This is a genomic window from Clostridium estertheticum (assembly GCF_011065935.2).
Classification (GTDB): domain Bacteria; phylum Bacillota; class Clostridia; order Clostridiales; family Clostridiaceae; genus Clostridium_AD; species Clostridium_AD estertheticum_A.
In genome coordinates this window covers 1,688,285-1,713,096 of the sequence record NZ_JAAMNH020000001.1, presented here as the reverse complement: position 1 = coordinate 1,713,096, position 24,812 = coordinate 1,688,285, and the positions used below count along the sequence as shown (strand labels likewise).

General features: G+C 30.8%; 23 protein-coding genes and 1 other annotated feature. Of the genes, 4 read left to right on the top strand and 19 right to left on the bottom strand.

The window, feature by feature from the left end:
• Positions 1 to 259: 259 nt before the first annotated feature.
• The 11 genes from cysS to ymfI form a co-directional block, all read right to left on the bottom strand.
• A complete protein-coding gene (gene cysS, locus G9F72_RS07935; protein ID WP_164956774.1) occupies positions 260 to 1,666 on the bottom strand; it encodes a cysteine--tRNA ligase in 1,407 nt (468 codons plus the stop codon).
• A 363-nt stretch (positions 1,667 to 2,029) separates the two neighbouring features.
• The gene (locus G9F72_RS26955) at positions 2,030 to 2,161 is read right to left on the bottom strand and encodes a hypothetical protein (RefSeq protein WP_263486805.1); all 132 of its coding nucleotides are present in this window, start codon (positions 2,159 to 2,161) and stop codon (positions 2,030 to 2,032) included.
• Positions 2,162 to 2,375: 214 nt separating this feature from the next.
• The gene (locus tag G9F72_RS07930) at positions 2,376 to 2,702 is read right to left on the bottom strand and encodes a DUF1904 family protein (protein WP_164956773.1); all 327 of its coding nucleotides are present in this window, start codon (positions 2,700 to 2,702) and stop codon (positions 2,376 to 2,378) included.
• Between the two features lie 74 nt (positions 2,703 to 2,776).
• Positions 2,777 to 3,973: a transglutaminase domain-containing protein gene (locus G9F72_RS07925; RefSeq protein ID WP_164956772.1), complete on the bottom strand. Its 1,197-nt coding sequence runs from the start codon at positions 3,971 to 3,973 to the stop codon at positions 2,777 to 2,779.
• 131 nt (positions 3,974 to 4,104) lie between these two features.
• A complete protein-coding gene (locus G9F72_RS07920) occupies positions 4,105 to 4,965 on the bottom strand; it encodes a phosphatase PAP2 family protein (RefSeq protein WP_164956771.1) in 861 nt (286 codons plus the stop codon).
• Between the two features lie 82 nt (positions 4,966 to 5,047).
• On the bottom strand, positions 5,048 to 6,568 hold the full coding sequence (locus G9F72_RS07915; protein ID WP_164956770.1) for a hypothetical protein: 1,521 nt from the start codon (positions 6,566 to 6,568) through the stop codon (positions 5,048 to 5,050).
• A gap of 38 nt (positions 6,569 to 6,606) precedes the next feature.
• Positions 6,607 to 7,989 (bottom strand): sensor histidine kinase, encoded by a 1,383-nt coding sequence (locus tag G9F72_RS07910; RefSeq protein WP_224676027.1) that lies wholly within the window; start codon positions 7,987 to 7,989, stop codon positions 6,607 to 6,609.
• Position 7,990: 1 nt separating this feature from the next.
• Positions 7,991 to 8,677, bottom strand: coding sequence for a response regulator transcription factor (locus tag G9F72_RS07905; RefSeq protein WP_164956769.1), 687 nt, complete (start codon positions 8,675 to 8,677; stop codon positions 7,991 to 7,993).
• A gap of 174 nt (positions 8,678 to 8,851) precedes the next feature.
• Positions 8,852 to 9,181, bottom strand: coding sequence for a hypothetical protein (locus tag G9F72_RS07900; RefSeq protein WP_164956768.1), 330 nt, complete (start codon positions 9,179 to 9,181; stop codon positions 8,852 to 8,854).
• Between the two features lie 124 nt (positions 9,182 to 9,305).
• On the bottom strand, positions 9,306 to 10,790 hold the full coding sequence (locus tag G9F72_RS07895) for a methyl-accepting chemotaxis protein (RefSeq protein WP_164956767.1): 1,485 nt from the start codon (positions 10,788 to 10,790) through the stop codon (positions 9,306 to 9,308).
• Between the two features lie 75 nt (positions 10,791 to 10,865).
• A complete protein-coding gene (gene ymfI, locus G9F72_RS07890; RefSeq protein WP_164956766.1) occupies positions 10,866 to 11,606 on the bottom strand; it encodes an elongation factor P 5-aminopentanone reductase in 741 nt (246 codons plus the stop codon).
• Between the two features lie 329 nt (positions 11,607 to 11,935).
• Here ymfI and G9F72_RS07885 point away from each other — a divergent pair, with 329 nt between their 5' ends.
• Both G9F72_RS07885 and tkt read left to right on the top strand, forming a co-directional pair.
• A complete protein-coding gene (locus G9F72_RS07885; protein WP_164956765.1) occupies positions 11,936 to 12,652 on the top strand; it encodes a YesL family protein in 717 nt (238 codons plus the stop codon).
• A gap of 394 nt (positions 12,653 to 13,046) precedes the next feature.
• Complete coding sequence (tkt, locus tag G9F72_RS07880) at positions 13,047 to 15,038, top strand: transketolase (protein ID WP_164956764.1); 1,992 nt, start codon at positions 13,047 to 13,049, stop codon at positions 15,036 to 15,038.
• Positions 15,039 to 15,123: 85 nt separating this feature from the next.
• On the opposite strand, the gene G9F72_RS07875 is transcribed toward tkt, so the two are convergent.
• Both G9F72_RS07875 and G9F72_RS07870 read right to left on the bottom strand, forming a co-directional pair.
• Entirely contained in the window at positions 15,124 to 16,755 is a 1,632-nt protein-coding gene (locus G9F72_RS07875; protein WP_164956763.1) for a carbon starvation protein A, read from the bottom strand.
• 21 nt (positions 16,756 to 16,776) lie between these two features.
• The gene (locus tag G9F72_RS07870; RefSeq protein ID WP_164956762.1) at positions 16,777 to 17,280 is read right to left on the bottom strand and encodes a hypothetical protein; all 504 of its coding nucleotides are present in this window, start codon (positions 17,278 to 17,280) and stop codon (positions 16,777 to 16,779) included.
• Positions 17,281 to 17,868: 588 nt separating this feature from the next.
• Between G9F72_RS07870 and G9F72_RS07865 the strand changes: the two genes are divergently transcribed.
• The gene (locus G9F72_RS07865; RefSeq protein ID WP_164956761.1) at positions 17,869 to 18,039 is read left to right on the top strand and encodes a 4Fe-4S binding protein; all 171 of its coding nucleotides are present in this window, start codon (positions 17,869 to 17,871) and stop codon (positions 18,037 to 18,039) included.
• Positions 18,040 to 18,119: 80 nt separating this feature from the next.
• Here G9F72_RS07865 and G9F72_RS07860 read toward each other — a convergent pair whose 3' ends face one another.
• From G9F72_RS07860 to G9F72_RS07835, 6 genes are all read right to left on the bottom strand, one after another.
• On the bottom strand, positions 18,120 to 18,971 hold the full coding sequence (locus G9F72_RS07860; RefSeq protein ID WP_164956760.1) for a YitT family protein: 852 nt from the start codon (positions 18,969 to 18,971) through the stop codon (positions 18,120 to 18,122).
• A 163-nt stretch (positions 18,972 to 19,134) separates the two neighbouring features.
• Positions 19,135 to 20,526 (bottom strand): asparagine--tRNA ligase, encoded by a 1,392-nt coding sequence (asnS, locus tag G9F72_RS07855; RefSeq protein ID WP_164956759.1) that lies wholly within the window; start codon positions 20,524 to 20,526, stop codon positions 19,135 to 19,137.
• 66 nt (positions 20,527 to 20,592) lie between these two features.
• Positions 20,593 to 20,845, bottom strand: a binding site (T-box leader).
• A gap of 92 nt (positions 20,846 to 20,937) precedes the next feature.
• Positions 20,938 to 21,693, bottom strand: a complete 756-nt coding sequence (locus tag G9F72_RS07850; protein WP_164956758.1) for an acyl-CoA dehydratase activase — start codon at positions 21,691 to 21,693, stop codon at positions 20,938 to 20,940.
• A gap of 234 nt (positions 21,694 to 21,927) precedes the next feature.
• Positions 21,928 to 22,167, bottom strand: a complete 240-nt coding sequence (locus G9F72_RS07845; protein ID WP_164956757.1) for a hypothetical protein — start codon at positions 22,165 to 22,167, stop codon at positions 21,928 to 21,930.
• A 94-nt stretch (positions 22,168 to 22,261) separates the two neighbouring features.
• The gene (locus G9F72_RS07840) at positions 22,262 to 23,125 is read right to left on the bottom strand and encodes a YitT family protein (protein ID WP_164956756.1); all 864 of its coding nucleotides are present in this window, start codon (positions 23,123 to 23,125) and stop codon (positions 22,262 to 22,264) included.
• A 274-nt stretch (positions 23,126 to 23,399) separates the two neighbouring features.
• On the bottom strand, positions 23,400 to 24,137 hold the full coding sequence (locus tag G9F72_RS07835) for an MBL fold metallo-hydrolase (protein ID WP_164956755.1): 738 nt from the start codon (positions 24,135 to 24,137) through the stop codon (positions 23,400 to 23,402).
• 130 nt (positions 24,138 to 24,267) lie between these two features.
• Here G9F72_RS07835 and G9F72_RS07830 point away from each other — a divergent pair, with 130 nt between their 5' ends.
• A complete protein-coding gene (locus G9F72_RS07830; RefSeq protein ID WP_164956754.1) occupies positions 24,268 to 24,636 on the top strand; it encodes a VOC family protein in 369 nt (122 codons plus the stop codon).
• Positions 24,637 to 24,812 lie beyond the last annotated feature (176 nt).

Genomic DNA, 24,812 nt, shown 5'->3' with positions numbered 1-24,812 from the left:
ACTTATGTTAATTAATTCACTAGTCTGAGCCTTAAGCCTTAAAATACAATTCTAGTATTTTGAGTTGCCTTCTAAAATATTTAATTTCAATTTACAATCTTTCTCTTAATTATTATAAAGTGCAACTGAATTTAATTCAATCTTTTTTTACATGTTTTCTTAATATTTCCTTAATTATACTTAATACCCTTATAACTAAAAAAACTAGAACTAAAATAAAGTACCCACGATTATTCATAGGTACTTTATTAATTCATACTTATTTAGTTTTCCAAGTTGTTCCTTCCTTAGTATCAAGAAGTTCAATATTCATAGCTATAAATTCATTTCTTATTTCATCTGCTCTTGCCCAATTTTTACTGGCTCTTGCGTCAGCCCTCTCAATTATAAGCTTATTTATAAGCTGCTCATCTACATTTGAAGCTCCATTTTCTACTGTCATAAGATCTAAGGACAATACCTTATCGAAATCTTCTATAAGTACAGCTTTTTCCTTATTGCTTAGTTCATCATCTTTTAAAACGTCGAAAAGTACAGTGAAAGCATTTGCTATATTTAAATCGTCACTGATACATGATGTGAAGTTTTCTTTGTATATGGAAGTTTTCTCATCACTTACTACATCATTTTCATCTATAGAAGATAAAACAGCAGCTATTCTCTCTTTAAGCTTTTTAAGTCCCTTCTTAGCATCAGTTAAACTCTCAAAACTAAACACTAACTGTTTTCTATATTTAGATTGAAGACAGAAATATCTATAATCAAGAGGGCTATAGCCTTCTTCTTCAAGCTTTGAAACCGTTAAAAACTCCCCAGTAGATTTTGACATCTTACCACTATCTACTACTAGAAACTCCGCATGCATCCAGTATTTTACCCATTTATGTCCTAGTGCCCCTTCAGATTGAGCTACTTCATTAGTGTGATGTATAGCAATATGATCTATTCCTCCACAATGAATATCTAAATATTCACCAATATATTTAATAGACATTGCGGAACATTCTAAATGCCAGCCTGGAAATCCTCTACCCCATGGTGACTCCCACTGCATAATTTGATTAGAAAACTTAGAATTTGTAAACCATAATACAAAATCAAGTGGATTTTTTTTATTAGGATCTATTTCTATTCTACTTCCTGCTTTAAGCTCATCTATACTAATATTTGCAAGCTTCGTGTAATCTGGAAATTTATCAATTTCAAAATATACATTTCCATTAGAGACATAAGTGTAGCCTTTTTCTTCAAGTTTCTTTATAAGATCTATCATGTCCTGTATATGATCTGTTGCTCTACATACAATAGTTGGTCTTTTTATATTAAGTTTGGTGCAATCCTCAAAAAAAGAGTCTTCATAAAACTTAGCTATTTCCCATACAGTTTTATGCTCACGACTTGCTCCCAGGGCCATCTTATCTTCGCCTTCATCTCCATCTGATTGAAGGTGACCTACATCCGTTACATTCATTACATGCTTAACTTTATAATTTACATACTCTAAGGATTTCTTAAGTACATCCTCGAAAATATATGTCCTTAAATTACCTATATGTGCATAGTTGTAAACTGTAGGCCCACATGTGTACATTCCCACCTTACCTTCTTTATAAGGTATAAACTCATCTTTATTTCTAGTCAGTGTATTATAAACATAAAAACTCAATATATTCACTCCTTCTTTAATAGTACCATAGTATCCAATGTCTCAGAAAAATCTTATTAATAATTTAATCCTTGCATTTAAAAATATAAAAAGCCACAGGCATCCCGTAGCTTCAAAATATAAACAACCACAGACTTTTAACTGGGATTAACTATTACAAACTAAGAAATTATTATAATTAAAATAATAATATATATAAATTCTAACATAATATTGTGATAATGCAATAAATTATAACAATATTTTTTATTTCTCAGGAAATTATAATTTTAAATAACTGTAAGGTTAAACATTATATCTTTAATTTACCAATTTTCTATATAATAAAAGCATATAAACAAAAGTTTATATGCTTTATTGCTTCTATTTTCTATCAGCAGATTGTTTTTTTGTTGTAGCATTTTGATTTTTTCCAGTTTCTCTTGTTATTGGGGTATCATACTTACTCTTTACTAGTCTAGAGAATTTATTATCCGGTTGACTATCTTTAGGCATAAAAACATCTCCCTTATCTATACTTATACTTATATGTTTTACAATGTGAACCTCCCATGACTAAAGTCAAAGGCATCTAAGTACTAATAGTTTTACCTAAATCAACAAAAATATACAGTATTAATACCTCGCCACTAACTCTTGACTAAAGCCTCGAGGGTGCGTGGCGATTTTTCAAAAAATATATTCTATTTCATTTATTATTTGTCTAGTTTTAAAAATGCTTCCCATTTTCATAGTATCGATTTTCTTCTAAAATACTGAAAATAACGTCTACATCTTTATATCCTGCTGAATGAATATATTTTGTAATTATTTTAGCCATGGCATCCTGAACTTTTTGACCTCTATCAAACCATGCAACCTCTACTATAGGGTATGTTTTTATTATTTCACCTTCCATGATATACGTTGAACTAGTACATTCTAATGTAAAATAATTTTTGGGGCATTCAAGAAGTTCTTGCATTTCTTGTATCATATCTATACTTATTTTACATATATCATTTACTTCCACACCCTGCAATTTTAACTGTGGCATATCTATCAACTCCTTCTAAACTATCTCATTTTCTATTTACATCTTTTATTTATTAATTTTACGGATTAATTTCTCTAATTTGAAATTGTAAAACCCATTTTCACAGAAGTCTTTAATTTTACACTTCCATCCATACCAATAATGTCTTTGCTTATATATAAGGTATAACTTCCACCCACTTCAAAAGGTGTGCTATGCATAATTTTAACAGCTTTTTTATCATCAGATACCTGAAGAATTATAGGGAAATAAGAGTTTGTTCCCTCCTTGTATATGAATATCTTATCCTTTAAACTTAACTCATTGATTCCACTATTAAAGTTAATATTCCATTCTTTACTTTTCATAACCACAGTATTACTTAGGTTTTTACTCAATTGCACAAATTCACTTTCATTAAATATTGGTAATTTAGCTTTATAAACCTGGTTTGCTAAAGGATAATCCAATTTTACGAATATATGATCCTCTGAAATTTTTATATCATTTAAATTAAAATAATTATAAAGCACTCTACCTTTTTTATCTGGCAGCGGATCATCCCAAGTACAATCAAGATGGTACCAGATATTATTGATATTTACTAAATTCCAAGCATGATCCTCACCATTACCTGTTCCTACAACTATTTTTGTTTTAATACCTACCTCATTTAACATTTTGTAAGCTAATTGTGCATACCCACTGCACACAGTTGTGCCATTTTTTAATGCTTCATAAGCACTAAATTTAGTAAGTGTAGTATCATAAGCTACATGAGCTACAATATAATCGTGAATTACTTTTTCCTTTTGATCATCATTCATACTAATTTTTATTATATCTTTGAGGATTGCAGTTACTTGTGAGTCCACATAATCCTCTTGTATTTTTGTAGTATAAAATTTAAAAGTAAAGTTTATTGTAACATCATTTTCATATCCACTATAGCTACATTTATATGATATTAAGCAACTTTCTAAATAATCATCAGCTTTTAAAATTCCATCAATGCCAGTTTCTATTATAGCTTTTAAATCCGTTGTGTCTGACTTATACCTTATGTTAAAGCTTGTCTCTCTTTGCCCTAACTGCTCTTTTAAAATACTATTTAAATCCTGTGCTGAATATGCTATTTTTTCCACAACTGAAGCATTATATGCTACAACCGAACTGCCATTTAGCTGTAGTGCCGATGCCTCTACTGACATTAATGGTAAATTCACTGTTTCTAATATTAAAACTAATAATAAGATACATAATTTTTTTAATATACTCTTATGATATTTCACATTAGCACCTCTTCTTATAAAATACACTATAACCTGTGTTCTTATAATAATTTTAGCACTATATGCCATAGCCTGTCTACGGTGATTTGAATTATAATATTAATTAAATTAAAAAATATGCAAAATAGCTATTATAGTAATCCTCTTTGCTTAACCTCTCCCATAAATCTTTTAAATAAGTAGGGCGCTCCAACTGTAATCCACAATCCAATTAAAAAATATCTTAAAAAATCAGCACCCACGCTTATAGGTAAAATCACCTTTAATGCACTTTTTAATATTATAAGAATAGTTAATCCAAACACCACTTTAATTAGTTGCGCTGCAAAGGTATTTCTAACCTCATACTGAACATACTTTGACTCAATTAAGTATCCAATATAGAAACCTAATACTGTTCCTGATATTGTATAATAAGTTTTTTCTTTAAAAAATATCATTCCAATAAGCATAGGCACAACCATCACCATTAGTATCCATTTTTTTCTAGTTGTTTCAGCATAGTCAAAAATATAATTGGAGATGAAAACCCATATAAAGCCAATTGCCGCTCCACCAATTACATCTATTGGGTAATGCACTCCCAGATACATTCTAGAATATGCCACTAAAAGGATTACTGTGATTCCGACTATATAAATCCACCTTTTCCTAACTTGAACAATCCATGAAACCCAAAAAGTGGAAGCTCCTTGAGTATGTCCACTTGGAAAAGATTGTCCTGTAGCCGTTTGTATTCTCAAAGATCTTATACCCGATACCCCTATCGGTCTTGCTGAATTTACTAAATCCTTCAATACGGTATTTACAATTGTACTTGTCAAGAGTGCAAAGCCTAGTTTATACCCAAATTTTTTATTTACGCACCAAAATATTATAGCAGCTGCAATAATGTAAAAATACTCTTCTCCAGTCATTGTAACTATTTGAAAGAAGACATCCAAAAATGGAGACTTCATGGATTGTATAAATTTAATGATTTCAATCTGCATATTTCCTCCTTATCTACCTCATAAAGTTAATATATGTGTGAGCACACATGTATGTGTGAGCACTCTATGAAGCTCAACTATATTATTTGCTTTGAAGCTTCTTTACCTCTTCAGACCAAATTTTAACATAATCATCTGTTGCCCACTGCGCCATAACAGACACTTCTGAATTTTTAAGTTGTAACTCGCTTAAGGGAGCCTCCCCTAAAATATTATCTTTAATAGCATAAACTAATAAATTTGAATTTGTTAACACTACTACAATATCCTTATTAGGAGAGGTATATGCATCTAATGCACTAGGAACCTTTTGCTTTATAACCTCCCAAGAAGGAAATAGTGAATCATAGTTTACCAGGTTATCAGGTGCTTCTATGGGAACATTAAAGTCTGCATATTCATTTTTTACAGATGGACTAGAATAATTTAATCTTCCGCGTAACAACCATTTCCCATTTTTTCTGAAAATACCAAAACTTGTAGGTAACGGAGTATCCTTTAATAGTTTTTTATCTTTTTCTGGAATAGTTCTTAAATATGATTTTGCTCCAGAATTCAGACCCTCTAATCCCTTTTCACCTAACACCTTTGGTGCAACAATTGGAACTTCTGACCCAGTATATATAGTGTCCAAGGGAACCACTTCTAATGAATGAGCCGCATTTGGTTGTCTATCACCTTTTACTCCAATTTCAACGTCTCTCTCATAACAGACATAATCGTTTCCCACAAAATTAATACTTTTCAGGTCATAAAAGCCTGCATTTTTAACTTTTATGATTTCTTTTTTCATTTCTTTGCCTATGGGAGCTGCTACAAAGGAATCCATCCCATAATTATTTGTAATTTCTCTATTAACCTGGAGCTTCCAAAACCCAGTCCTTCTGGGCACAAATAAAAATGGCAGTTCCGATATTGGATCTATCGTCCCATCATAGCTTATCCATAATGTTCTGTATACCGGTTCCAATATGCTTTTGTTTTCATTAATATAAGGCAACTTATAATCAACAGGTTTATAATATTTTAGTCCTAACAAAAGGCCAGATTGCTCTTTCTTTGTATAGGTGTCAAACTTACTATAAGATAATTTATTTTTATTTTTCATGTCATCTATGCTTATTTTATTTTCATTATTCACCTTGAGCAGTGTGAAAAATACCCCTTCCTTTATTATAATTATCCTATTATCATCGATTTTGATAATATCTCTAAAATAATTTTGATTAGAAGTAATAGTGATGATCTTAATTTCACTTTGATTTATATTAAGATGTTCCATGGAAGATTTGTAATTACTATATAAATATGTTTTTGTATCCACGCTCTTGATCTTAAATTCAGGTTTTTCACAATTATCATCTGGAAGAACAACTTTTTGCTCATTAAAAAATGCCTTTTTTCCAATCCACTGCTTTGCTTCCTCTTCATCCATTTTAGACATAGATGAAAAAGCATAGCTCTCTACCTTCCAAATGCCCTCTACTGGAATTGCTACTTTAGGTGGCGTTACTCTGCTTGTTGTTGATAAATCAACATCATTGCAGGCCGTTAAATTTAACAATATTATTACTAAAATAAATAAAGATAATATTTTTTTCATAACTTTTTGCTCCCTTGCACAATATAATTATTCTGAGGTTATATTGGAATAATTATGCATACCTCTGTACCCTTGTCAATCACACTATTAATTTGGAGTTTACCATCGTGAAGCTTTATAATTTCATCACATATTGAAAGTCCTATACCGTTTTTAGAATTAGCATTTTTACCTTTGAAAAACTTTTCTTTTACTCTTGGTAATTCATCTTTCGGTATACCGCATCCTGTATCTATTATTTTTATAACAATATTTTCAACTTCTAAATGCGCCCTTATGCTTATAGTTCCTCCATTTGGTGTGAATTTAAAAGAATTATCTAGAATATTTATTAGTACTTGTTTTATCCTATTTTTATCCACAAATATTTTCGGTAAACTTTCTTCTATTTCTAGATTAAGCTGAATGTTTTCCTTTAAAACTCTAGGCAAAGTCTGCATTTTTATATTCATTAAAATATCTTTTAAATCAATAAAGTCCTTCTTTATAGACACTTTTGCTGAAGATAATTTAGAGAAATCCAACAAATCCTCAACTAAAAAAGTTAATCTATCAGATTCTTGTTCTATAATTTCAAGCCCCTCTTTAAGTTCTTCTTCATCTTGTAACTCGCTAGAATTTAATACAATAGACCATCCTTTAATAGATGTAAGTGGCGTTCTCAGTTCATGTGATACAGAGGCAATAAATTCATTCTTCAGCCTTTCACTTTTTAATATTTCTTCTGTCATATAGTTTAAGGTTTTTGCTAGTTGTCCTAATTCATCATCTGAATTTATATTGATTTTCTCATTGAAATTTCCACTGGCCATTTTTTGCGCACCTACCATGATTTTTTTTATAGGTTTAGTTATTATATTTGAAATAAAGAGGCTTACAATTCCTGATAGTATAATAACCATTCCACCAGTAATGAGGAAAAACCTAGACAGCGCATAAATATCCTCATCAATTTTCTTAAGGGAGGTTATAAACCTTAATACCCCATTTATTTTCCCATTATAAAACAAGGGATATGCTACTGTCATAACCCCCTCATTTTCATATTTTTGTCTATCAATTATGCTACCAAGCTTTCCATCTAAGGCTACTTTAAAATCCTTTCCCTCCAATTTTTCTGCTGGAATTGAGCCCAGGGAATCCATAATAACAAATCCATTTAAGTCTATAACTTGAACTTCAGCACTAATATTTTCATAAAACACGTCTACATTATTAGCCACATTTTCCTTCACACCTGCTGATGCTAAGTATGTATTATAAAAGCTAGTAGATAACTTTAACTGATTTGATAGATTTGATTCTAAATTTTTGTAATAGTATTTTTTAGTAGCTGCCATTAAAAATCCCTCTACAATTATAACAGTAATTAGTATTACCACTAGATAACTACTCGTTAGCTTTGTCCTTATGGAGCTCAATTTAAGAATCCCCCCATCTGTAGCCTGTTCCCCAAACCGTTTCTATATACTTAGGATCTGATGGATCTTTTTCGACTTTACTTCTAAGTCTTCTAATATTTACATCAACTATTTTAGTATCTCCAATGAACTCATATCCCCAAATTGAATTTAAAAGCTCATCGCGACTCAATGCCTTACTAGGATTTTGAATAAACATCTTCATTAGTAAAAATTCTTTTGGCGTTAAATCTAATTCTATATCACTTTTAAAAATTTTCTTTGAGTATAGATCAATTCTAAATTCTCTAGAATTAATAAAATTTGATTGTTCTTTATTTTTGTACTTCATTCGCCTTAAAAGGGAATTTATCCTTGCAATAAGCTCTAATGGGTTAAAAGGCTTTACCATATAATCATCTGCACCAAATTCTAGCCCCATAATTTTATCCATATCTTGTCCTCTAGCTGTTAAAATAATTATCCCAATATTCTCATTTTGTTTTTTTAATTTTTTACAAAGCTCAAATCCATTCATACCCGGAAGCATAACATCTAATATAAGCACATCTGGGGTTTCCTGTAGTATTTTTTGCATGCCTTCCTCTGCAGAGGCAGCCTCAAAAACCTGGAATTTTTCTCTCTTTAAACTAATTTTAATAAACTTTCTGATAGACTCTTCATCTTCCACTATTAATATTCTACTCATTTTTGCCCCCCAATTTACCTATTACTAAAATTATAACAAATATTACTACAATTTATAAGGGTTTTCTAAATTAATAAAGGTTTTATAAAATAAAGAAAATAAAAAACCAATCTAAGATATAGACTGGTTTTAAAACATCATTTATAACTTACATTAACCACATTAGAATATGGTTTATTCTACCTTTTCATAATCTACATCGATAATAATACTATCCTCATAATTAATATCAATGGAGTCTGTTGTATTCTTGTCACTACTAGACATATCAGCTTGTATGTTAGCATTTTTCTTTGTACTTAGCTTGTAGATGAAATTTTTAATGGTCTTTACAATCTTTAAGCTAGACCATACTAAAACTCCAAAAACTGCAATAAAAAACAAGGCTTTAATAACAAAGATAGCTATATAAGGTATTGCTACTAATAAAACAATAAGAGTACCAATAGATATTGCTGATTTCATTAACTTTGAAATTATGTTTTTGCCTTTTATATATTCCATGATAATATTATCCTTCTTTCATTTTTTACGATTTATTTTCTTAAATTATAATCTAATTATATCATATAAATACCTTATAATATTAATTGTACATTAAGAAAGTATTAATAATTTATTAAATAATTTATTTTATCATATTGCTTAGTTCATTGCTTATATTGTTAATGGCCTGAATTTCCAACACGATTTCAGAAATTTTATTGTTCTGCTGCTGTATAACTGATAAAATTTCTTCTGTAGTAGCCGCATACTCCTCAGATACTGCAGCAATATTTTGCACCTCTGTATCAACTACAGTAAATGTATCTTTAACACCGCTTATAACATGACTTTGCTTTGAAATGAGTAAATTTAACTCTTCAAATACTGTAATTAAATTTTCAAATGTACCGTAAACCTTTTGAGCAATTTTACCCCCTGTATTTACCGCTTCATTACCCTTTTGTACCTCGCCTAAAGCTAAAATGGTTGTTGCGTTTGTATTTTTAATAATCTTATAAATATTTCCAACAGTAATGTTACTTTCCTCTGCCAATTTAGCAACTTCCTTAGCTACAACTGAAAATCCCCTACCAGCTTCTCCTGCCCTTGAAGCTTCTATTGAAGCATTTAGAGCTAGTAAATTTGTCTGCTCCGCTATATTTTTTATTGCTGCTAAAAATCCATCTATATCACTCATCTGTTTTTGAAGTGCAATTACTGTATCTAATGAAGATTTGACAGCATTTTTGATTATATTCATTTGCTTGTCCATCTCTTTAATTTGTTTTGCGCCTTCATTAACATCATTTGTTACCACTTGTGAAACACTCACTATTTTTTGTGAAATTTCCTTACTATGCTCCACAGTATTTGAAGTATCAATTATGGTTTGACTTATGTTGTTAACATTATCAGCTTGCATAGAAATGCCACTTGTAATCTCATGAACTGCTGAAGCCACATCATCACTTATTTCCATTACCATATTTATATTTACATTGCATTTTTCTATACTATTATGCAACACACTCGTACCTTTATCTATACCACCCATTGTATCTTCTAATTTACTTAATAACTCCAGAGTTTTTTTCTCTTTTTCTAAACTTTCACTTATTAACTCTGAACTCCATTTTGTAAGTAAACATAATAAAAGTATGCTGATATTTATTATAGCTATGCTACTTATAAATCCAGTAAATTTCATGTTATTACCTAGCATTGAGGTTGGTGAAACAATATACATTAAAATTAATGACAAATCCAAAATAGCTCCATAAATACTTAGTAAAATAATATCGCTGTATAGTGTTACTAATAATAGACAAGCAATGTATATTAAAAATCCAGACTCTAGTCCCCCTTGTAAATGAGCTAAATATAAACACCCAAACAGTATTGATGAATTTATAAGTAGTCCCTTAATTCTTAAATTAATTTTTAAAATATAAAATACACTTGCAATTATAGAAGATAAACCAGTGACAATTAAAACTTCAACACCTGGTTTTATTCCTTGTGCAATTCCAGTTTGCAATGATAATACAATAGTGGATATCCATATTGCTATTATATTAAATTTTAAAGTTTTTTTGCTTCTAGTGGTAATTTCTTTTCCCCCATACATGTTTTTATCCCCCTTATAAACTGATTTTATGTATCTTGCTATATATCCCTATAGCTTAAAATTTTTTGCGTTCTACTATTGCATCCCACCATCTATTGTTATCACTTGCCCTGTAATATATTTTGAATTTTCACTGGCTAAAAAGGTTACAAGCATGCCAACATCCTGCACTTCTCCAAATTTCATCATAGGTATTTCAGAAGCTAGTGATTGGCGTTCTTCACGACTAAGCCAACTATTCATTTCTGTATCTATAACCCCTGGCGCTATGGCATTAACCCTAATATTAGATGGTGCAAGCTCCTTTGCTAATGCCTTTGTAAAAGAGTTTATCGCTCCTTTAGATGCTGAGTAAATTACTTCACAAGAAGCACCTACATTCCCCCACATTGAGGATATATTTATTATTACTCCACTTTTTTGTTTTATCATTTCTTTTATTACACTATGTGAACAATTAATTGCACCCTTAAGATTTACATTTAAAATATTGTCCCATTGGTCTGGCGACTCATCCATAAATAACCCTACCTTTGATATTCCTGCATTATTTATTAATATATCTATTTTCCCTAATTTTTCAACAGTAGTTTTTATAAGCTCATTTGAGAATTTGTAATCACTTACATCGCCCTTAATTTTCAAGGCATAAGCTCCTACTTCTCTAATTTCCTGTAGGGTTTTTTCAGCTGCCTCGTCATTATTTTTATAATTTATTACCACACAAGCACCAGCCTTAGCTAGTTCTAGAGAGATACCTTTTCCAATTCCTCTAGATCCACCTGTAACTATAGCTACTTTACCTTTTAAATCCATAAATATCACTCCTAACTTAATAGTATCTTAACCTCAATGTTATTATCATTCTAATGAATGTATTTTGCAACAATAAATTAAAATTGTATTATTATGCATTTAATAAAAAACTGAGTAAATCCATCCCATTTAGACGGAATAGCAAATAGTAGGTGAATGTTACAAAATCCTATAATGTTTTTTATATCTTCTACCTATTTGCATTTAACACAATTTATGTTACATTTTAAGTAGTTTAAAAATTTTACATAATTTTATAGATTTATTTATATAAACTAAACTCATTCTATTTAAATAGCAGCATTTGATAAATGCAATTGGAGGGGAAAATGGCTAAATCTAAAAGAGAATTCGGCGAAGGACCTATTCACACCATAACTAACTACATATTTTGGTTCTTCTTGGGCAATTTTTACTTTTGTCTTCTCAATATTCCGCTGATTTTTGTATTAATTGTGGTTTTATCTAATGGTGGAGTTCCAATTCCACCCTGGTTTATTTCTATTATTATTTTATCCTGTATCCCTATAGGACCTGCGGCCACGGCGCTACTTAGCATAATGGGAAAACTTATAAGGGAAAAAGATATAAATATCACAAAAGACTTTTTTAAAGCTTATAAAGCTAATTTTTTTCAATCATTATTCTTTTGGACCCTAGAGGTGCTTATAATAGGTATATTATTTATTGATACTAGATTCTTTATTTCAAATAATTACCCAGGAATTATAAATACTCTTATTTTTATCATTATTGCTTTTATTTTTTTAGTGAGTCTTTATGTATTCCCAATAATCTCAAGATTTTATTTAAGTTGGAAAGACATACTTAAAACTGCAGCATACTACACCATTAGAAAATTTCATATTACAATATTGAATTTTGCTAGCTTTTTAATTGTAGGCTTCATATTGTTTAAAGTTTCTAACTTTGTATTATTATTTATGGCTAGTGCTATCTGTTATTTACTAATGTTCTATCAACAAAAAATACTTTTAGAAATTGAAGACAAGCTTAAAAAAAATACTGAGAATATTCAGGGATAAAGTATTATAGATAAAGATAAAATATAAATATATGGGACAGTCTATCACTATTTAACAAAATTCAAATAGTGAAGGGCTATCCCTTTAATTTAGAATTAAAAGTACCATATATAACAGTTTTAAAGTTTACTATATAGCTTGGTTTACTTTATATATATATCTATATGTGATAAAATATATCATATAAGGTAATTAAATTAAATGCTTTAAACATAGTTTTAGATTAAAGCTGGTTTTGGAGGTAATTGGTATATTAAGCTAAATATTTTAATGGAAATTATAAGTTCTTGCAATATATAGGATAATCTCTTATATTTATTATAAGACATATATCTATTACGAGTAACTTTTAACATTCTAAAAATTAATATATATAAATAAGGAGGAAACTAAATTGAGTAAAATTGAACAACTAACCGTAGATACTATAAGAGTTTTATCTGCTGAGGCAGTAGAAAAAGCAAAATCAGGTCATCCAGGGCTTCCCTTAGGTGTAGCACCCATGGCATACACCTTATGGGCAAATCATATGAAACATAATCCTAAAAATTCAAAATGGCAGGATAGAGATAGATTTGTATTATCCGCAGGGCATGGATCAATGCTTGAATATTCACTACTCCATCTTTTTGGATATGGTCTAACTATTGAAGATTTAAAGAATTTCAGACAACTTGGAAGTTTAACACCTGGTCATCCTGAGTACGGTCATACAAATGGCGTTGAAGTTACCACAGGTCCTTTAGGTCAGGGCATTGCTAATGCAGTAGGTATGGCAATAGCTGAAAGCCATCTTGCGGCAAAATTCAATACAAGTGAGCATGCTATTGTAAATCATTATACCTATGCTATATGTGGTGATGGGGACAATATGGAAGGAATCTCTGGTGAAGCAGCGTCCCTTGCAGGTACCTTAGGACTATCTAAACTTATTGTAATGTATGACTCAAATAGTATATCTATAGAAGGATCTACAGATATTGCCTTTACAGAAGATGTAAGTAAAAGATTTGATGCTTATGGTTGGCAGGTTTTATATGTAGAAGACGGCAATGACATGCAGGCAATAGGTAGTGCCATTAAAACTGCAAAACTTGAGTTAAATAAACCTTCTTTTATTAAAATTAAAACTATTATTGGGTTTGGTTGTGCTAAAAAGCAAGGCTTAGCATCCGCACACGGAGAACCACTTGGTGAAGATAATATAACTGATATGAAAAAATGCATGGGCTGGAGTGAAGAACCATTTACAGTTCCAAGTGAAGTAACTAAGCATATGGAAAATCTAAAAACAGAGCTTGCTAAAAAAGAAGAAGATTGGAATGTACTTTATGCTCAGTATAGCAAAATAAATCCAGATCTTTCTAAAGAGTATGAAGCATGGCAAAGCGGAGACCTTCCTGTAGATTTACTTAAGGTCCAGGAATTGTGGAAGTTCGAAGGAAGTGCCGCAACGAGAAACTCTTCTGGAGCAATAATAAATATATTAGCAAAATATGTACCAAACCTTATAGGTGGTTCAGCAGATCTTGCTCCTTCTAATAAATCATACATGAAGGACATGGGTGATTTTTCAAGGGAAGATAGAAATGGATCTAATCTTCATTTTGGAGTAAGAGAGCATGCCATGGCAGCTATTGCAAACGGTATCTATGTACATGGTGGTCTTAAACCTTTTGTTTCAACTTTCTTTGTATTTAGTGATTACATGAAGGGTGCTATGAGATTATCTGCCCTTATGGGTCTTCCAGTAACTTATGTTTTAACTCATGATAGTATAGCAGTTGGTGAAGATGGACCTACTCATGAACCCATTGAACATCTTGCAGCACTGCGAGCTCTACCAAACTTTAATGTGTTTAGACCAGCTGATTCTAAAGAAACAGCTGCTGGTTGGTACGTTGCAATGAATTCAAAAACAACCCCTACGGCACTAATACTTACAAGACAAAATCTTCCACTATACACCGAAACCTCAATGGAAGCTTTTAAGGGTGCTTATGTATTAAAAACATATGAAGATGAAGGTAAAAACCCTGATATCATTTTAATGGCTTCTGGTTCTGAAGTAGAATTTATTTATGAAGGCGCTAAAGCATTAAATGAAAAAGGTATTAAGGCTAGAGTAGTGAGCATGCCTTGTTTAGATTTATTTGAAACACAATCAAAAGAGTATAAGGAATCAATATTACCATCAGCTCTAAGAGTTAGATTAGCAGTTGAGGCGGGTTCTTCCTTTGGATGGCATAAATACGTTGGATTGGATGGAGATATAATTTCTATTGATAGATTCGGAGCTTCAGCACCAGCAGACGCACTATTTAAAGAATTTGGATTTACAACAGAAAATGTTGTTAGTAGAGCACTTAAATTGCTTAGTAAGTAACTTAAGTAAATTATAGCTTTTTTATTAAATAAAGAGCATCTATTCAAACTGAATAGATGCTCTTTATTTTGTTACAATTTTTTCCCTAAACGCTTACGTTTTTACTTTTTGGTTTACCACTTAAGGATTTGTAGGCTTCTATTATTAGTACTATTGCAAGACCAAATAAAAGAACTGCAAAAGTACCAAGAATCATATTTTTTTCTACGCTGAATAGATATTGTTTAATAAGTAGGAATAGTGCTGATAGTGAAACTGCAAACATAAATATCATAGGGATTAAAGTCATAGCAGTTTTCTTTCCAGTTTTCGCAAGCCATGAAGTTACTGCAAGTAAAGCTAAAGCTGATAATAATTGGTTTGCTGAACCAAATATTGGCCAAATTTTTTGGTAACCGTATGCTAATAATGAAGCTGATGCAAGTACAGTTACAAAAGTAGAGGTATAAATGTTTGCATATGTTTTCTTAGTTTTTTCAGATGCATTTGTGAAAAATTCCTGGAAAATATATCTACCAATTCTTGTAGCAGTGTCGAGGCTTGTTAAAGCAAATGCGGAGAAGGCAAGAATAACAAAAACTTTTCCAAATTGCAATGGTATTCCAAAACTATTCATAAAGACCGCAACGCCACTGGCAAAAACTTGAGCTGGAGTACCTTGTGATGTTGCAACATAACTAACGGCAATAAGAGCAACTATTGCAACTAAACCTTCTATGAGCATTGCACCATATCCTATAAGTTTTGCGTCACCTTCTTTAGTAATTTGTTTTGAAGTAGTACCTGAAGCTACCAAAGAGTGGAAACCTGAAACTGCTCCACAAGCAACAGTAACAAATAAGAATGGGAATAGTGTTTGATTTTTAACTGTAAATGATGTGAATCCGGCTAACTCCATAGTAGGATGGGTTAAGAATATTCCGAGTACTGCACCAGCTAGCATTGCATAAAGTAAGAAAGAACATAAATAATCTCTTGGTTGTAGTAACATCCAAACAGGAAGTATCGATGCCAAAGTAATGTATATTAAAAGAAGGATATCCCATTGGAATTTTGTAAGCTTAATAAATGGAAAAGCATAACCAATCCATACACAAAAGAATAATAAACTAACACCTACAATTGTAGATATTCCAATACTTGCATTTTTTCTATAAACAGCAAATCCAAAGGCCATGGCAAGAAAAATAAATAATACAGAAGCTGTTCCTGCCTGAGCACCAGTAAGAAGTGTAGGACTCGCAACATCATATGCAAAAGTTGAAGCACATATATCTGTAAAAGCCGCAACTACAAGGATTAATGTAACCCAAGCGAAAATATTAAATATCATTTTGCCCTTTTCTCCAATGTTAATACGAATAATTTCACCTATAGATTTCCCATCATGTCTAATAGATGCAAATAGTGAACCAAAATCATGTGCACCACCTATAAAAACACTACCAATAACAATCCATAAGAAAACTGGAATCCATCCAAAAACAGCAGCTTGAATTGGACCTGCTATAGGACCAGCACCAGCTATGGACGAAAAATGATGTCCTAAAAGAATTCTTGCGTCTGCAGGACAGTAGTCTACATTGTCAAATTTTGTGTGAGCTGGGGTTTCTTTTTTAGTGTCAATGCCCCATTTTTTAGCTAGATATCCACCGTATGTGACGTAAGCCGTTAAGAAAATAATGATTCCTAGAAATAGTAGTACTATTGAATTCATTAATATACCCCCTCGTATTTATTATAAAGATGTAGGAATATACACCTTTTTTACACTGTTACCCTGCTTATTTGAAATAACTAAGTTATTACTTAAATCAACTAATAGTAACCGTATATCACTCCACCCATGAAAATACAATTTATAAGGTTTTGTAAATTTGAATTTTTTTATGAAATTTTCCGTATTTTTATCTATAGATGCATTACATATAATTACCCCTGTAAAAGTTGAACTCTTGTGTTCTCTATGTGGCTTTACTAAAGTGTTTATCAAGGTCTTTAAATACTCCGTATATTCTACAACATCTTCCATATTAATTTTATCGTAAGCGTTTACAACGCAGTACTCGTTAAATTCAAATTTATCAATAACGTCCTTCTGTGTTATAAAAGTTCGTGCTCCTATCCCTTTGTATTCAGCAAAGAGATTTATTCTTTTATCACATAAATCTATGTTTTTGCTTATATTGAAATTTTTATTGTATTTTGCTAATAAATTTTCCATGTAAATGTTTGCTACCATGAAAAACACCACCCATTATTTATTTTAGTAAATATATACATATAATGCATTATTATCAAAACGGATCATTACTTACATAATAACTCTTGTTTTTTTATTTATCAAGTACTAAATATAAAAATATAATTTAAAATTTACATTGAATAGTTTATGAATTCCCTACATATAATACTACCGATAGTTATTAACTCATAGCTAAGTAGATGAGCTCATCTTTAATATATAGATACAGCTAAAAGTTACTAACTACCTAAGTATTAAGTTAACTGTTTTAAATATAGTCTTTAGCTGTAACTATATTTAATCAGTTAACTTAATACTCTACCTTTATAATACTTATAAACGCCTCTAAATTTCCCATAGATTTATAGTCTATGGTTTTTACTTTTATAATTATTTTTAATTTTTTTTAAAAATAGTTATATTAATATAATCTACATATGTGCATGCCTTTTTATGTTCATATTACATCCTCTTTGGTATTTATATAAATACTAATAGTTTACTATTTCTAAAAAACTCTTTATTTATTAGTTTAGTTATGATATTATGTACAGGTAAATTAGTAAATAAAGGAGGTTGGTTATTATGTCATATAAAATTACTGATGCATGTGTAAGTTGTGGAGCTTGTGAGCCAGAATGTCCAGTTAACGCTATAAGCCAAGGAGATTCTATATACGTTATAGATGCTGATACTTGTATCGATTGTGGAGCTTGTGCTGGTGTTTGTCCTGTAGGCGCTCCTGTTGAAGCTTAATTAAGAACTAAGTTCTTAATTAAAACATATTTCACATAAAAAAATATAAGCTACTGACACTGTCAGTAGCTTATATTTTTTTATTCGTTTATGTCCTTAAATCCCTCTCCAAGAATTTCATGTACGTTATATGCGATTATAAATGCACTTTTATCAATTTCTTTTATATAAATTTTTAATTTTATAAATTCCTTTTTACCTAAAACAGTAGTTATAATTTCTTTTTTCTCATTAGTATAAGCTCCTTTAGCCGCATATAAAGTGGCGCCTCTACCTAATCCTTCAATAATAAATTTTTTTATATCCGCGCCTCTCGAGCTAACAATTTCAATCTTTTTACAAATATTCATTCCAGCAATAACTGCATCTATAGTAAATCCATTGATAATAACTCCTAGCAATGCATACATTCCAATTTTAGGTCCGAATGCAATACCTGCGAAAATAGTTACGAAAAAATCAGCTAAAAGTAACGCCTTGCCTATGTCTAAGTGAAAATACTTATAAAGTATTTTGGCTATGATATCAGTTCCTCCTGTGGAAGCATTTTGGTTAAACACCATTCCCATGCCTACTGCTCCGATTAATATTCCAAAGATTAGTTCCAGAAATAAATCGTTTGTTATACTACCACTCATCGGGAATGCCTTCTCTAATGCCCATATCATACCGGATAATCCCAAGCTAGAATAAATTGTCTTAACTCCAAAACTAGATCCTATAAATATAAATCCTATAATGAATAGGATTACATTTAATACAAGCATTATGGCTCCAATTGAAAGCGCTGGCACATACCAATTTATAATCATAGCAAGACCACTAACTCCTCCTACTGCTAAATCATTAGGTACTAAGAAAAAGTAAAATCCTACGGCTACTAATGCTAAACCAACAGTTATCAATATATATTCTTTAATAATCTTTTTCATATTTATTTCCTCCTCATTTATATCCTCTCCATAGAATACAAAACTAAATACCAATTTAAAAATATTTCATAACTCCTTCATCTAAAAAAAACCCTTAACCATTGGCTAAGGGGATAATCATCACCAGTAACTATCTACCGGCTCTTTTAAATTGTAATATAAATTAAAACTCAGCAGTACCAGTGGTTCTTGGGAATGGAATAACATCTCTTATATTGCTCATGCCTGTAATATACATAATAGCTCTTTCAAAGCCTAGACCAAATCCAGCATGCTTAGTTCCGCCGTATTTTCTTAGCTCTAAATACCACCAATAATCTTCTTTGTTAAGACCGCACTCTTCCATTCTAGCTTCTAAGACATCTTGTCTTTCTTCTCTTTGGCTTCCACCAATAATCTCTCCAACTCCTGGTACTAGTAAGTCCATGGCCGCAACTGTCTTGTTATCATCATTAATTCTCATATAGAAGGATTTTATTTCCTTTGGATAGTCAGTTACAAATAATGGTTTATTGTACACTTCTTCTGTTAAATACCTTTCATGCTCAGTTTGAAGATCGCAGCCCCATGTTACTGGATACTGGAATTCTTTTCCTGATTTTTGTAAAATATCTACGGCTTCAGTGTATGTCACTTGACCAAAATCTGCATTTACAACATTATTTAATCTTTCTATTAACCCCTTATCTACAAAGCTATTGAAAAACTCCATCTCTTCTGGAGCATTTTCCATAACATATTTTATAATGTATTTCATCATATCTTCTGCCAATTTCATATCATCCTTCAGATCTGCAAAAGCTATTTCAGGCTCTATCATCCAGAATTCTGCTGCATGTCTTGCTGTGTTAGAATTTTCAGCTCTAAATGTTGGTCCGAAAGTATAAACACTTCTAAAAGCTAGTGCATAAGCCTCTGCTGCAAGCTGTCCACTTACAGTTAAACTAGTTTCTTTGCCAAAAAAGTCTTTTGTGAAATCAACTTTTTTATTTTCATCCATAGGCATGTCGCTAAAATCAAGTGTAGATATTCTAAACATTTCACCTGCACCTTCGCAATCACTACCAGTAATTATTGGAGTATGAGTATATACAAAATTTCTCTTTTGAAAAAACTCATGAATAGCAAAAGCAGTTAGTGAACGTACTCTAAACACTGCTGAGAAAGCGTTACTTCTTGGTCTAAGGTGTGCAATAGTTCTTAAAAACTCAAAAGAGTGTCTTTTCTTTTGCAGTGGATAATCAATATCCGACATACCTTCTAGAACTATTTTAGTAGCTTTAATCTCAAAAGGTTGTTTAGCTTCAGGTGTTAACACTAATGTTCCTTCTATAGTCAAAGAAGAGCTTATAGGTAATTTAGCTATCTCCGCAAAATTTTCTAAGCCTTCCTCAAAAATCACTTGAATGTTTTTAAAGAAACTTCCATCATTAACTTCTATAAATCCAAACGCTTTAGAAGATCTTAAAGTTCTTATCCATCCAGAGATAGATACATCGCAGCCTTCGTATTTTTCTTTTTCTCTGTAAATCTGTTTTACTAACAATTTTTCCATAAAATTGCCCTCCTTATATTTTTATACTTTTACAAATAATAAAAAAAGCCCTCCACCCCTTAATAATAAAGGGACGAAAGGCTAAAATTTCGCGATACCACCCAATTTGTCATAAAATATGACCACTCAATTCAGCACAGAATAATATATTCGATACTGCCCAACAGTTAACGGATTGGACCCGTCTAAGCCTACTACCTTACGGATTTCGGTTAGAGACTCTGAGACGTTCTTCCATATAAATCTCGTATTGGTCTTTCACCACCACCAACTCGCTATTACTACCTTTTATATTTACTCTTCTCTTCACAGTCTTTATATTTAAAAATTATAATAATTAGTATATACACTAATTATTTTTATATGCTAATAATAATTATAATATTTTTAATAAAAAATGTCAAATATTTTTTATAACTTACTAGCCATTAATGCAGCCCCTATAGCCCCTGCATATCGCCCTAATTCATTTGTTCTAACTTCTTTTCCTAATTTTTCCGAAAGACTACTTAAAATATATGCAATGCTAGATAATCCTCCTGTAAGAAAATAATTAAATCCTTCTGAATGTTTACCACATAAGGAACTAACTTTACTAACTATGGAGTCCACAACAGCGTAAGCTATATCTTCTTTTTTCTCTCCCCTACCTATAAGACTAATAACCTCAGATTCAGCAAAAACTGTACACATTGAACTTATGTTAATTCCACTGCCTTGTGCTGCTAAATCACAAAGTGAATCTATATCCATTCCTAATGTATTCCCCATAATCTCTAAAAACCTACCTGTACCGGCGGAACATTTATCATTCATAATAAAGTTTGTTATCATTCCATTCTCCACAGTAATAACCTTAGTATCTTGTCCACCAATATCAATTACAGTACAATCTGTATTTAATAAATAATTCGCTCCCTTACCATGACAAGTTATCTCAGTTATAGTTTTATCTGCATAGGGCACAGACACCCTTCCATAACCCGTTGCTACAACCTTTGAATTTTCTTCATTTATTCCTAATAAATTCAGTTTTTCTTTAATAGTATTTGCTGTTTCAACACTGCTCCATCCTGTAGGCATTACAAAGTATTTTTCTAGCTTGTCTCCGCTAAATATTGCTACTTTAGCTGCTGTTGAACCTATATCTATTCCTATGTAAAACATAATTATTTCTCCTTATACTATATGTATTTTTACTCTATATATAATTATAATACACTTATACTGATGTTCTCAAATTATTCGCCTAATTAATAGTAAAAAAAGAAAAATAAATTTATAAAAATGTTCTATATTCTATATTAAAATTTAAGAACAACTGTTAATAATCTAACAGTTGTTCTTAAATATCTCTTCATAATACGCAAATTATAAGCCTTTACTAAAAAATATATCTATTTAATCAAAGTCTTCCTCTTCATCCTCATCTTCATCTTCAACTATCTCACCAATAACTGCATCTCTCTTCGATGTTTCCCCAGTAACCTTATTTTCAATAACTATGTTACTTTTTACAACTCCATCTACTTCATTAATAAATGTTTTTGCTACAACATCGCCTTTTTCTACAGATACTCCCTGTGTAAGTTTTTCTGGGTGGTCAAATGTAACAGGCTTATCATTTAATCTATCATTCATGTTATACTCACTTCCTTTCTAAATCTAGTTTGTGCAGGAAGAGTTCCAAATATACTTTGAAAATGTTGCCTAATTTTGATCTCCATATTACCGATTATTCCGTAAATCCTTCTCCTAATACTTCTCTCACATCAGCAATAGTGATAAAAGCATTTTTGTCTATTGCTTTAACCATTTTTTGAAGCGGCACTATTTGATTTTTGCCAACTACTACAAATAGTACCTGTTTTTCTCCCTTTGTATACATTCCTGTACCATTTATTCCTGTAACACCTCTTTTTAAATCTTTCATTAATATTTCCGCTATTTCCTTAGAATTATCCGAAATAATAAATACCGCTTTTGAAAAATTTATTCCTTCAAGTATACTATCCACAACCTTTGAAACTATATATATGGATATTAGCGCATACATAGCTTTTTCAATACCAAATACAAAAGCCCCTATTATTACTATAGTCGAATCAATTACCAACATAATCCTAGCTATTGGCACATTTTTCAAATAAACCTTTATAATATTTGCAGCCAAATCCGTGCCACCAGTACTAGCAGATGCTCTTAATACAAAGCCTAAGCCTGTACCAACAAATATGCCACCAAATATACTTGAAAGCAAAAAATCCACCTCTGGTGCTGGTATAAAGCTTGTATAGAACAAGGCAAAAGATAAATATGCTGCAGCAAATATGGATTTACCCACAAATTCTCTTCCTTTAAGTTTTATAGCAATGACAATCAATGGTATATTAACAACAATATTAGTAAACCATAACGGTATTCCTCTTCCATAATTCTTTTCTGTAATATACTGAATAATAATGGCAAGCCCTGATAACCCACCTGTTACTAATTTTATTTTTGCCAAAAACATATTTACCCCTGCTGCTAGGATTGTAGTTCCAATGATAATATAGATATAATTTAAAATATTTTCATTTTTAGTTTCTCGTCTCATTTCATATTTCCTGCTTTCTTTTTTTTACTTATTATATTCTAATTTCCACTTAATAAAGTATCACATTTATTAAATTGTGTAAATAAAAAAAACACTATACCTTGTTTTTAGTATATTATAAATATGATATTATTTATGCCCATATAAAAAGCACCTCATGCAATATTAATTTAGGGGGACTAAAAAAAATACTGCATCAAGTGCTTTTTTATTTGGTTTACTTAAATCATTGACATAAATCACTATATTTATTCAACTATAATAAAAATAATTTTTAATATATTATCTCTTGTCCTGAATAATTTATTTGAACTGCATTTATGCTCTGTTTTATCATTTTTTCTGCAAATTCCCTAGTAATACTTACCAACTCTCCGAAATGCATAGGTATAAGTAATTTAGGTTGAATTTTTTTTGCAAAATATTCTCCGCCTATATAGTAATATTCTTGTAGCCTTGGATCTACAGGAAAAAAAGCTATATCTATAGGTTTTTCTACGCTTAACATATCTATTTGAGCTTTGAATAAAGACTCCGCTAAGGACTGTTCCTCTAAGCTATCCTCTTTCCAACGCCACCAGTTAAGATCTCCAGCATGAAAAATAGTTAATCCATCCACCTTTACTAAGAAAGATATACCAATATCTGTTGAACCATAAGCTTTTACATAAAGGTCATCAAATGTTCTTTCTTGACCTTCCTCTATAAATGTATAGCTGGGTCTATTTTTATTTATTGTTATGTCGCTACTAAATATATATTTTATATTACTGTTATAATTCTCCCACTCCAAAATACTAGAGTTAAAATGATCTTCATGACTATGAGATGCAAACACATACACATTTTTCATCTGTTTAATATTTTCCGGGGCCAGTACCGCTAACGGTTTATGAGTCACATCATTTTCTATTGGCTCTTTATAATAATCAAATATTAAAAAATGATTTTCAGTTTTAATTGCAAAGCCGCTATGATATATATAGTATATTTTCGCTTTTATTTTTTCCATAATTATGTCTCCTTATATTTAAAATATTTCAAGTAAATAATAAATCTGTTGCCCTTATTTTACCACAAATATATAATGATGATATAGTATATGATATATATTAAATTTTTTGAAAAGGTGGTTATATTAAATGAAGTTTTCTTTTGATCATAATAATATAAATGTATTGGACTTAGAAAAAAGCGCGAAATTTTATAAGGAGGCACTGGGCTTTGCAGAAACTAGGCGATTCAATGCCCCCGACGATAGTTTTACCCTTATATTTTTAGGTGATGAAACTACTGATCATAAGTTAGAACTCACTTATCTAAAGGATAGAACCACACCATACAATCTAGGCGAAAATGAGTTTCATCTTGCTGTAGTTACGGATGATTTTGATGAAGCCTATGCGCATCATAAAAAAATGAGATGCATCTGTTTTGAAAATAAGCCTATGGGAATATATTTTATTATGGATCCAGATGGCTACTGGATAGAGATTATTCCTAGAAAATAGTCCTAATAAACTTCAATACAAAATAAAATTCTTATGAATATTTATTTTTAAGTCTAAATAAAAAATAAGTTTCTCCGAAGATTATTGTATGATATTATTTTATTTATCGAAAATACTAAAGAGTTTTACATGTTGTTACATTAAATGAAAATTATGTAACTACAAGAATAGGGGGA